Source organism: Streptomyces sp. NPDC005863 (assembly GCF_042871345.1).
Classification (GTDB): domain Bacteria; phylum Actinomycetota; class Actinomycetes; order Streptomycetales; family Streptomycetaceae; genus Streptomyces.
On sequence record NZ_JBIAII010000003.1, the window covers coordinates 569,339 to 580,335 of the forward strand.

Genomic DNA, 10,997 nt, shown 5'->3' on the forward strand with positions numbered 1-10,997 from the left:
GCGGAATCCCCTCCACCCATAAGCGGAATTTGGGGGGACGCGAAAAGACTGTCGTTGGACGTGATGGATCGGGCGGCGCGACGCTGCCGACATGAGCACTCCGATCGCGTACCGGGCCGCCCGGACCACAGAGCGCCTCGGCGCCCTCGTCGCCGACGTGCGCGAGGCCGTCGGGCGCGGCCTGCCCCCCGACCTGACCGCGTACCTGGTCGGCGAGCGGCTCGCCCCGCACCTCGGCGCCGCCGACCTGCTCACCGACGAGCAGTGCGAGGGCGACCCCGACCGCTACCGCCAGCACGTCCTGCACGCCGAGCAGGACGGCAGCTTCTCGATCGTCGCCCTCGTCTGGCTGCCGGGGCAGCGGACGTCCGTCCACGACCACGTGTCGTGGTGTGTGACGGGCGTGCACGAGGGCGAGGAGCAGGAGCGCCGCTACCGGCTCGTGCCCGCCGCGGAGAACGGCGGCGCCGCCCGCCTCGTCGCCACGGACGACGTCGTCAATCCGCGGGGCTCGGTCTGCGGGTTCGCGCCGCCCGGGGACATCCACCGGGTGTGGAACGCCTGCGGCACGCGCGCGATATCGATCCACGTCTACGGCGCGGACATCGCCCGCCTCGGCAGCAGCGTGCGCCGCGTGTACGAGCTCCCGGCCGACCGGTAATGGCGCTGCTCGGGCAGCGCCCCGCCTCCCGTACGACACCCGCCGCCGCGCCGTCCGCCGCCGCGCCGCCCGTCGCCGGCCGCCCGCCGGGCAAGGCCGCGGGCCTCGCCCTGGCCGTGCTCGGCGTCGCGGTCGCCTGGGGCGTGCACCGACTGGTGCCCGGCGTGCCGATGCTCACCGCCGCCGTGGTCCTCGGCATCGTGGCCGCCCATCTGCCCGGCCGCGCCCACGCCTTCGTGCGCGGTCCCGGCAAGGCCGGCCTGACGTTCGCGGGGAAGCGGCTGATGCGCGTCGGCGTCGTGCTGCTCGGCCTGAAGCTGAGCCTGGACGACGTGCTGGGGCTCGGCTGGGCCTCGGTCGCGATGGTGCTGTGCGTGGTGGCGGTCACCTTCTTCGGCACGTGGTGGCTGGGGCGCAGAATGGGGCTGCGCGGCGACCAGCCGCTGCTGATCGCCACCGGCTACTCGATCTGCGGGGCGTCCGCGATCGGGGCGGTGAGCGAGGTCTCCGAGAGCGACGAGCGGGACACGGCCACGTCGGTGGCGCTCGTGACGCTGTGCGGGACGCTCGCCATCGCCGTACTGCCGTTGCTGCAGCACCCGTTGGGGCTCAGCGACGCGGAGTTCGGGCGCTGGGTCGGGGCGAGCGTGCACGACGTCGGCCAGGTCGTGGCGACCGCGCAGACCGCGGGAGCGGGGGCGCTCGGCGACGCGGTCCTGGTCAAGCTGATGCGGGTCGCGCTGCTCGCGCCGCTCGTCGCGGCGGTGGCGCTCTCGGTACGGGCGCGGCGCCGCGCGCGCACGGCGGACCCTCAGGCCACGGCGAGCACCAAACGCCCGCCCCTGGTCCCGCTGTTCGTCGTCGGCTTCCTCGCGATGGTCGCGCTGCGCACCACGGGCTGGCTGTCCGGCGGCACGATCGACGTCGCGGAGACGGCCCAGGAACTCCTGCTGGCAGCGGCCCTGTTCGGCCTCGGCAGCGCGGTGGACCTGCCGTCCCTGACCCGCACCGGAGGCCGGGTCGCGGCCCTCGGACTCGTCTCGTGGGTGGTGATCGCGGGGATCTCGTACGTGGGGGTGCTGCTGACGTACTGAGGGGGTCCGGCACGGGGGTCCGCGGCCACGCCCGCTCGCCTGCCTGATTGCCGGGGGCAGCCCCTAGATGACGTCCCGCTTCCACTCGCGGGCTGCGGCGTCCCAGCGGATCTGCACGCGCCCGCCCTCGGGCGGCAGAGCGGCGAGAGCCTCCAAATCGGTCCGGGTCAGCGCCTCCAGAGCCACGTCGGGGAGCCCGGCGGGGACCTCGAACGAGAGCCGTCCGCAGCCTTCATCGGTGACCCGCAGCCGCTCGCCCCGGTCCACCACGGGCGGCATCCCCGATCCGGGTTCCCGCACCCAACGGGCCACCAGACGCCGGGCCGCCTCGAACGCACCGGTGCCGGCCTGCGTCGCAAGCACCTGTACGAAGGGAAGCACGGCTGCCGTACCGACGGCGGTGACCACGACCTCGGCGAGGTCCGGCAGCGGGTACCCGTAGCCACCGGCCTTCCCGGCGCGTCCGCCACCGGGAGGGGGGCTCTCGCCCCGCTGTTCGCCCTTTGCCGATCCGGGGAGCCTGGGCGGCTCCATTGGCTCTGCAGGCATCTGCCCTCCCGTGAGCGTCGATGTGGCCACCACAACGTACCCAGTCGGCTTCCCCCGCGGGCCCCCCGTACGAACAACCGATGCGAACGGGCGCGCAGTTGTTCCCTGGAACAGGTGATCGTCGCAGCAGGGATTGCGCGGGGCCCCGTGATTGACGATGCTTACGGTGCGCGAGCGACGGGCTGCAGACCGTGACCGTGCGCCCGGTCCATGTCCCATACAGGGCCGGGGTGTTGGGTCCGCGTTACGCCGGGTCCGGCTTCCGAGAAGTCCCACAAGGAGAAGCACCACCATGAACCTCATCACTGACGTCGTCGCCGGTCTCGCCCACTTCCTGGGCTGGCTCGTCTGACGTCACCCGCAGCAGTCCGCAGCGACGCCGCCTCCCCGTCCCACGGGAGGCGGCGTCGCCGTGTGCGGTCCCGGTCCGGCATGGCGGGGCCGGCGGCGGGACACTCTGATGAAGCGTCGGCGCGGAGACCACTCGGCCCCGCACCGACTCGGCAGACGGACGACGGACGACGGACGAACGACAAGGAGTACGAGACGTGGATCCCCTCTTCCCGGCCCTGACCAGCGAGCGCGGCGAGGCCCTCCGGTTCGGCGACCACTCGCTGAGCTACCCCGAACTGGCCTCGGTCACGGGCGCGTTGGCGAGTCGCCTGAACGGCGCCGGGCGGGTGGCCGTCTGGGCGACGCCATCTCTGGAGACCGCCGTCGCCGTCGTCGCCGCGCTGCTCGCCGGCGTCCCCGCCGTGCCCCTCAACCCGAAGTCGGGCGACTCCGAGCTCACCCACATCCTCCGGGACAGCGCCCCGGCCCTGGTCCTCGCCGAGCCCGGCGCCCGCCTCCCGGCCGCGTTGGCCGAGGTGCCCCGGCACGACGTCGACGTACGACCGGGCGAAGAGGGCCACCCGGCCGAGCCGCCCGCCGAGCCCGACCCCGAGGCCCCCGCCCTGATCGTCTACACCTCCGGCACCACGGGCCCGCCCAAGGGAGCCGTCCTGCCCCGCCGCGCCGTCGCCTCCACGCTGGACGCCCTGGCGGACGCCTGGCAGTGGACCGGCGACGACGTGCTCGTGCACGGCCTGCCGCTCTTCCACGTGCACGGCCTGATCCTCGGCACGCTCGGCCCGCTGCGGCGCGGCGGCTCCGTGCGGCACCTCTGGCGGTTCAGCACCGAGGGCGTGGCGCGCGAGCTCGGCTCCGGGGCGACCATGCTGTTCGGCGTGCCGACGATGTACCACCGGATCGCCGAGGCCCTCCCCGACGACCCGGAGCTTGCGAAAGCGCTGGCCGGGGCGCGGCTGCTGGTCTCGGGCTCCGCGGCGCTGCCCGTGCACGACCACGAGCGCATCGCGGCCGCCACGGGGCGCCGCGTCGTCGAGCGGTACGGCATGACGGAGACGCTGATGAACACCAGCGTGCGGGCCGACGGCGAGGCACGCGCGGGCGCGGTCGGCGTGCCGCTGCCGGGCGTCGAACTGCGCCTGGTCGACGACGCGGGCGAGGAGCTCGCGGCGGACGACCCCGAGGCGGTCGGCGAGATCCAGGTACGCGGCCCGAACCTCTTCACGGAGTATCTGAACCGCCCCGACGCGACCGCCGAGGCCTTCGCGCCGGGCGGCTGGTTCCGCACCGGCGACGTGGCGATGCGCGACCCCGACGGATACGTGCGCATCGTCGGCCGCAAGGCCACCGACCTGATCAAGAGCGGCGGTTACAAGATCGGCGCGGGCGAGATCGAGAACGCGCTCCTCGAACACGCGGGGGTCCGCGAGGCCGCGGTCACCGGCGAGCCGGACGCCGACCTCGGGGAGCGGATCGTGGCGTGGGTCGTCCCCGCGGACCCCGGCACGCCGCCCGCCGCCGAGGCGCTGGCCGACCACGTCGCGGCCCGCCTCGCCCCGCACAAGCGGCCCCGGGTCGTGCGGTTCCTGGACAAGCTGCCCCGCAACGACATGGGCAAGATCATGAAGCGGGCGCTGGGTGCGTGAAGGGGCGATGAGGGGGTGAGGAGTGGGTGAGGGGGTGAGGAGTGGGTGAGGGGGCGTTGAGCAGGTGAGGGGGCCGGGCGGCGGGGCCCGGCGGCCGTCGCGCGTGCGCCTCGCCCCGGGCCCCGCCCGTCACCTCACCCCCCTCACCTCACCCCCACCTCACTCCCCTCCCCTCACCTCACCGCACCCCCACCGCCCGCACGATCTCCTGCTCCACGGACCCGCCCCGGTCATCCCGCGCCGAGGCCCGCAGCGACACGGAGTCCGCGCCGCGCGGCACCCTCAACTCGCCCTGCCAGGACGCCTTCCTGCCGTCACGGTCCAGCGGGACGGACTTCCACGTCCTGCCCTCGTCGTACGAGACGGACAGCGCGCCGCCCCCGATCGTGCCGGTGTCCGGCGCCCCCTTCACGTACGCGGCGAAGAGCCCGACGTCGAGGGTCCGGCCGCCCCGCACCCGGCCCGCCAGGTCCGTGTCCACGTCGAACCCGAGGTTCAGCAGCGGCAGGAACGTCTTGCGGTCCGCGGCGGTCTCCTTCGATCTGAAGGTCCACTCCGCGTGGCCCTTCGTGGCGAGCTCCCACCGCTCCGGGTCGAGCGTCGTGTCGGTCACCACCTTGTACGTGTGCTCGTCGGGGTCCGCGTCCCACACGTACACGCCCGAGCTCTGCCGCCGGTCGGCGCTCACCCCGTCCACGAAGACCTCGCTGACCTGCGTCATCGACTCCTCGTTCCAGACGTCGCCGAAGCCGGTGTGGTCGGGGCCGGAGTCGCCCCAGCCGGGCACATTGAACTCCAGGTCGTTGCCCCTGCGGGTCTGGCCCCAGCCGAGGCCGGTACCGAGCCACGGGTGCAGGGCCGGCTTGAACCAGTCGAGGCCGGCGCGGCTGCCGCCCCGGCGGGCGACCAGGCCGCCGCGCTCCTCCAGCGCGCCGGGGCCAGTGGACACCGACTCGTGCCACAGCTGACCGGGGCCGGTGGACACGTACTCCGTCCGCTCGGCCGGGAGGTCGATCTTCTCCTGGAAGCCCAGGCCGACGGGGAAGCTGTCGGTGATCGAGTAGCGGAATTCGCCGCCCGCGGCCGGCTTGACGGCGTGGAACGCCGTGTCCAGGACAGCCAGTTCACGTTTGCCCGGCTCGTACGCGAGGTCCTTCGGCACGGCCCCCTTGTGCCCCTCCGAAAGGTCGTACACGTAAGGGGTGTTGAGCGTGCCGGTGCTCTCGGCCTTCCTCCCCGTCCGCGCCGCCGCGACGAGCCGGGCGCCGTCCGCCGCGTCGACCGTGGCGATCTGCAGCGGCCGGTCGGCGTTGTCGTCGGTGCCGAACCAGGCGTTGAGCCGCCCCGGCCGGTCGTCCGTCACGAAGAGCGCCGCGGCGCCGGCGTCCTGCGCGGCCTGCCCGATCCGCGCCGGGTCGACCCCGTCGGTGCGGCGCACCACGACGGCCCTGCCGCGGACGTCCTTGCCCTCGTACGCGGCCGGGGTGCCGTCGCCCGCGTCGACCAGCGTCCAGGTGTGCCGGCCCTCGGCGAGGGTGCCGCCGGGCTGCGCGACGGCTTCCCGCAGCCCCTTCACGTCCACGAGCGGCTTGCCGAGGCGCCAGACGGTGCGGTACTCGAAGGTGCCCTCGGTGACCTTCACGGTGGGCGCGGCGAAGATGCTGTCGTACGTGAGGGGGACCTGGACCGCGCCCATCAGATCGGCGCCGCCCGCCTTGCGGTCGTACTCCATCAGGAGCTGCCGGGTCTCGGTGCGCCGGTCCACGTCGGCCGTGATCTCGCGCAGTCTGCGGCCGTCCAGGGTGATCTCGCGGTTCCGGTCGAGGCGGATCTGCGGGTCGGCGAGGAAGCCGAGCCCGAGGGAGTCCTTGCCCTTGCTGCCGCGTACGTCGAGGAAGGTGGAGAGGGCGTACGTGCCCGGCTGCAGGCGGAGTTGGAGGGTCCCGGAGTCACCGACGGAGGCGGGGAAGGGTTCGGTGCCCTCGGCGAGTCGCTGCACCACGAGGTCGGCGGGTGAGGCGGCGCCGTCCCGGTCCTTGACGTGCACGGTGAGCGTGTACCGCTCCTCCTCCTTGACCAGGCCGAACGCGGTGTGGGCGACCGGCTTGCCGCCGACGCTCGCGATGACGGCACCGCTGGTGTTCCCGACCGGCGCCTTCGCCCCGTCCCCGGTGACGGTGGTCGACGCGGTGCCGTGCGCCGGGACGGTGAGGGTGGAGTCGCCGAGGGCGGCCACACCCTCGGCGCCGCCCCGCACGGCAAGGCTCAACTGGACGGGCGTGTCGGACGAGTTGGCGTACGTGAGGGTCTTGGTGACCGGCTTGTTGTTGTCGTAGGGCCAGCCGTAGAAGCCGAGGTCGACGCTGCCGGTGGCGGTGACCTTCGCCTCGACGGCACCGGGCACGCTGACACGTCCCGCCCCCAACACATAGGCGGACGCGTCCAGTTGTGCGGACGTGGACATCAGGGCGTCCTTGAGCTGAGCGCCGGTCCAGTCGGGGTGCCGCTCGGCGAGCAGCGCGGCGACGCCCGCGACGTGCGGCGTGGCCATCGACGTGCCGCTCATCCCGGTGTAGTAGCCCTCGCCTTCGGTGAGTTGGGAGCGTGCCGCGAGGATGTCGACGCCGGGCGCGGACAGGTCGGGCTTGAGCGCGTGGTCGCCGGCGCGGGGGCCCTGGCTCGTGAAGTACGCGGCCTCGTCCGCGGAGTCGACGGCGCCGACGGTCAGCGCGGCGTCGGCGGCGCCGGGCGAGCCGATCGCGGAGGGCGCGCCGGTGTTGCCGGCGGCGACGACGAAGAGGGCGCCGGTCTCCTCGGAGAGGGAGTTCACGGCGGCCGCCATCGGGTCGGTGCCGTCGCTGGCCTCCTGCGAACCGAGGCTCATCGACACCACCTTGGCGTCGACGTCCTTGGCGGCCCACTCCATCCCGGCGATGATCTCCGACTCGCTGCCGGTGCCCTCGTCGCCGAGCACCTTGCCGACGGCGAGTGCGGCGCCGGGCGCGACGCCCTTCTCCTTCCGCCCGTCCGACGCGGCGCCGCTGCCGCCCACGGTGGAGGCGACGTGGGTGCCGTGCCCGTTGCGGTCGGCGACCTCCTCGCCGGGGATGAAGCTCTTGCTCTCGGCGACGCGGTCCTTGAGGTCCGGGTGCCCGGCGTCGACCCCGGTGTCGAGGACGGCGACCTTCACGCCCTTGCCGGTGAGGCCCGCCTCCCACGCCGCGGGGGTGCCGATCTGTTCGTTGCTGGCGGCCATGTCGGCCTCGACGCGCCCGTCCAGCCACACCTTGCCGATGCCCGAGGCGCCGCCCCGCAGCGACCGCCAGAGCGCGTCCGGCTTCTCGGCGGTGACGGCGACGCCCGCGACGCTGGGCAGGGACCGCACCTTCTCGACCCCGCGGGGCAGCTCGCGTGCGCCGCGCGCCTTCTTGTCGTACGTGACGATGAGGGGCAGCGCTCCGGTTCGCCCCCGCGCGGATCCCGCACCCGGCGCGCCAGGGGCTCCCGGCTCGGCGAGGCCTTGCCGGATGAGCTCGGTCACGTCGAACAGCCGCGCGTCGAGGACACCGGAGCGCAGGTACGGCCGCGCCTCGTCCGGTACGACGGTGACGTGCCCGTCCGATACTTGGCTGCGCACCGCCCCGCCCACCCCGCCCGCCCCGGCGGGCCGGTCGACGGTGACGGCCTGCCGGCCGCCGGGGAGCCGGGTGACGGTGACCCGGTCGCCGGTGATGAGGGTGACGGTGTGGGCGGAACGCGCGGCGGGGGCGACCCGCGCAGTGTCGACGGCGGTGGTTCCGGTAGCGGCAACGGCGGTGGCGTACTGCCCGGTGGGAAGCAGGGCGAACGCGAGACCGGCGGCGGCCACGAGCGGGGCTCTTCGCCGCACGGGGGCTCTGGTCATGGGGCTGCCTCTCTTCGTCGGACCCGGGCGGGGGTGGTGCCCGAGTGCTGCGAAGAGTGTCAGGGAGCGTGTGCGACACGGGAGTTGACGGGAGCTGGCGGAAAGCCGCCAGGGCCAGTACCCGCCAGGCCGGCCGCGTCCGGCCACGCGACCTCGTGGGCCGGCTCCGGATGTCCGGAGCGGATGACAGGCCCAAAGTCCGTCGGCGACAATGCCGTTGGCAAGGCGGGAAAGACATACAGCTCAACGGGGGCGTCACATGGATGGCTTGGTGGAGTTCACGACCGACGAGGGCAGCCGGATCGTCGTCGCCGACGTGGACGAGGGCTCCGGCTCCCGCCTGGTGTCCCGCGGCGACGAACCCGCCCTGGCGGCCCGCACCTTCGAGGCGTCGCTCGACGGCGCACGGGCGGCGGCCGAGTCCGCGCTGCGGGTGTTCCGCGGCGGCGCCCTGCGGCCCGACTCGGTGGAGATCGAGTTCGGCGTGCGGATGTCGGCGGAGGCCGGCGCGGTGATCGTAAAGGGCCAGGCCGAGGGCCACCTGGTCGTACGCCTCACGTGGTCGCCGGAGGGACCCCCGGCGCCGGAGCAGCACGGGTCCGCTTCGCGCACGGCACACCACCGGCCCACCGCGACGGGCGATCCCACACTGACGGCACCCCCAGCGCCCTCGGCGCCACCGGCACCCGCCGGGTCCGCCGCACCTCCGGGGGGCCCGGCAACCCCGGCGGCCCCAGCACCCCCGGCAGCCCAAACCACCCCGGCACCCTCAGCACCCTCCGCGCCCCCAGCGCCGCCGGCACCCCCGACACCCCCCGCCCCGGAGCCCACCCCCGCCTCATGAGCAGCGCGTCCTGGCATGTTCGGGTTCAGTGTGGCCGTGAGGTCGGCGCGGGATTTCTCGTTTCCGAGCGGCACCTCCTCACCTGCGCGCACGTCGTCCGCGACAGCGGCGCCCGCGACAGCGGCGCCCGCGACAGTGCCATCACCGTTTCCTTCCCGCACCGCAGAACGCTCGGCCGGGTCACGGCCACGGTGAGCGCCCACGGGGGCTGGGGCGGCGGCCACGACGACCTCGGCGACCTCGCCGTACTCGAACTGGAGCACCCCGTGCAGCTGGCCCCCGCCGTCTTCGCGCCGCCCGAGGACGCGTACGGCCACCCGCGCCCCAGGCTGCTCGTTTACGGGTTCCCCAAGGGGTACGAGGAGGGCTCGCTCGCCGAATACCGGGCCACGGCCGCCCAGTTGATCGCCGACGAGTGGGTGCAGCTGGAGGCGTGGAGCGCCCACGGGCAGCCGCTCGCCCCGGGGTTCAGCGGGGCCGCGGTGACGCTCGCGGACTCCGGCCGGGTCGTGGGCATGGTCGCGGCGGCCGCGGGCGCCGCGGGCGTACGCAACGGCCGTATGCTCCCCACCGCCGTCATGGCCCGCTACTGGCCCCCGCTCGGCGACCTCGTCCCCACCCCCGGCCACCGCCGGGCCGCGAAGGAGCGGCTGCGCGCGCTGGTGGACCGGGTCGAGGACTCCGGCGCCGCCCACGACCCGGAGCGGCTGTACCGCGACGCCGTGGGGCCGCTCGGTCCGCCCGTACCGCCGGAGGGGTTCGGCTCGCTCTGGCCGGCGGCCTGGTACGTGCTCTCCGAGGTCGACGACCCGGACGCGGTGACCCGGCTCGCGGACCGGCTCGGCGCCCTGCTCGACAAGCCCGCTGCCGCGCCCGCAGCCCAGCCCGGGATCACACCTGCCACCGAGCCCACGGCACTCGCGCCCTCCGGCGGGCCGACCCCCGGCGGGCCGCCCCCCGCCTGGGCGCCGATCCTCGTGGAGATCGAGCACAGCGGCGCGGGCGGCGACCAGCTCTTGGTCGAGGTGTCCGCCTGCCGCGACGGCCACCGCCACCCCGTCGCCTCGCGCACGCTCCCCGGCGACCGGGTACCCGCCTTCGTCCAGGAGCGCATCGACGAGGCATTCTCCCATCTCGCCCCGGACGCCGACGAGTTGCTCGCGTTCGTCCTGCCGCGGCCGTTGCTCGACCTGCCGGTGGCGACGTGGCCGCGCGGCGCCGACGACCCGACCCCGCTCGGCTGCTCGTACCCCCTGGTCCTCGCCGACCGTGCGCGGCGCGCGGGCGGACTGCGCCATCAGCTGGCCCGCAAGTGGCAGAACGGGGACGGCAGACCCGCCGCCCCGCTGCACCGCATCGAGTGCGGCACCCAGGAGAAGCCGAACCGGCTCAGGTTCCGGCTGCGCCAGGACGACGCCGACCTGGCGGGCTTCACGGTCCCGCCCCGCACACCCCGGGCCGCCCCGCGCTTCGACGCGACACTGAACGCGCCGGTACCGGTGCTGCTGTGGCCGCGCTCGGGGTGCGACGCGCATCCGTACGACGAGGATCGTACGTACGACGACGGGAGCCATCCGTACGACGACGGGAGCCGTCCGTACGACGGCGAGGGCCGGGGCGGCCAACCCCGTACACCCGGAGCCGGGCCCGCACCCCTGCCCTGCACCAGTGGCGACCCCGACACCGGCGCCAACTGCCCCGGCACCGAATTCCTCGACCGTATCGCCGCGCACGTCGACGGCCTCCCGTTGGCCGAACTCCCCCGCGCCATCCTGGCGTTGCGCGAGAGCGCGGACGCCGCGGACGAACCGGACGCACACTGGGCACGGGACGTACAGCTCCTCTGGGACGACCCGCGCTGCCTCCCCGCCGCACCGCAGGGCCCCCTGCGCTCACCCGTCGCCTGACCCGAAACGTCGCCTGACCCAAGACGTCTCCTGCCCCGCAC

7 protein-coding genes are annotated in these 10,997 nt (G+C 74.6%); 5 read left to right on the forward strand and 2 right to left on the reverse strand.

The genetic code is table 11. The features are described 5' to 3' along the window. Window positions 1-91: 91 nt before the first annotated feature. Window positions 92-661, forward strand: coding sequence for a cysteine dioxygenase family protein (locus tag ACFYO9_RS14905; protein WP_358773226.1), 570 nt, complete (start codon window positions 92-94; stop codon window positions 659-661). Next, on the forward strand, window positions 661-1,755 hold the full coding sequence (locus ACFYO9_RS14910; protein ID WP_358773228.1) for a putative sulfate exporter family transporter: 1,095 nt from the start codon (window positions 661-663) through the stop codon (window positions 1,753-1,755). Before ACFYO9_RS14905 ends, ACFYO9_RS14910 begins: the two co-directional genes overlap by 1 nt. 63 nt (window positions 1,756-1,818) lie before the next feature. Here ACFYO9_RS14910 and ACFYO9_RS14915 read toward each other — a convergent pair whose 3' ends face one another. After that, window positions 1,819-2,304, reverse strand: a complete 486-nt coding sequence (locus tag ACFYO9_RS14915) for a hypothetical protein (RefSeq protein ID WP_358773230.1) — start codon at window positions 2,302-2,304, stop codon at window positions 1,819-1,821. A 548-nt stretch (window positions 2,305-2,852) separates the two neighbouring features. On the opposite strand from ACFYO9_RS14915, the gene ACFYO9_RS14920 reads away from it, so the two are divergent. After that, window positions 2,853-4,301, forward strand: a complete 1,449-nt coding sequence (locus tag ACFYO9_RS14920; RefSeq protein WP_358773231.1) for an acyl-CoA synthetase — start codon at window positions 2,853-2,855, stop codon at window positions 4,299-4,301. Between the two features lie 178 nt (window positions 4,302-4,479). On the opposite strand, the gene ACFYO9_RS14925 is transcribed toward ACFYO9_RS14920, so the two are convergent. Beyond that, a complete protein-coding gene (locus tag ACFYO9_RS14925; RefSeq protein ID WP_358773233.1) occupies window positions 4,480-8,205 on the reverse strand; it encodes a S8 family serine peptidase in 3,726 nt (1,241 codons plus the stop codon). 271 nt (window positions 8,206-8,476) lie between these two features. On the opposite strand from ACFYO9_RS14925, the gene ACFYO9_RS14930 reads away from it, so the two are divergent. Further along, window positions 8,477-9,049: a CU044_2847 family protein gene (locus ACFYO9_RS14930; RefSeq protein WP_358773234.1), complete on the forward strand. Its 573-nt coding sequence runs from the start codon at window positions 8,477-8,479 to the stop codon at window positions 9,047-9,049. Further along, entirely contained in the window at window positions 9,046-10,956 is a 1,911-nt protein-coding gene (locus ACFYO9_RS14935; protein WP_358773236.1) for a trypsin-like peptidase domain-containing protein, read from the forward strand. The genes ACFYO9_RS14930 and ACFYO9_RS14935 overlap by 4 nt, the downstream gene beginning before the upstream one ends. Window positions 10,957-10,997: the final 41 nt, after the last annotated feature.

Bases quoted from the DNA above. Each gene is read 5' to 3' on its own strand.
- ACFYO9_RS14905 (WP_358773226.1), top strand. From the start codon at position 92: ATGAGCACTCCGATCGCGTACCGGGCCGCCCGGACCACAGAGCGCCTC.
- ACFYO9_RS14925 (WP_358773233.1), bottom strand. From the start codon at position 8,205: ATGACCAGAGCCCCCGTGCGGCGAAGAGCCCCGCTCGTGGCCGCCGCC.
- ACFYO9_RS14915 (WP_358773230.1), bottom strand. From the start codon at position 2,304: ATGCCTGCAGAGCCAATGGAGCCGCCCAGGCTCCCCGGATCGGCAAAG.
- ACFYO9_RS14910 (WP_358773228.1), top strand. From the start codon at position 661: ATGGCGCTGCTCGGGCAGCGCCCCGCCTCCCGTACGACACCCGCCGCC.
- ACFYO9_RS14935 (WP_358773236.1), top strand. From the start codon at position 9,046: ATGAGCAGCGCGTCCTGGCATGTTCGGGTTCAGTGTGGCCGTGAGGTC.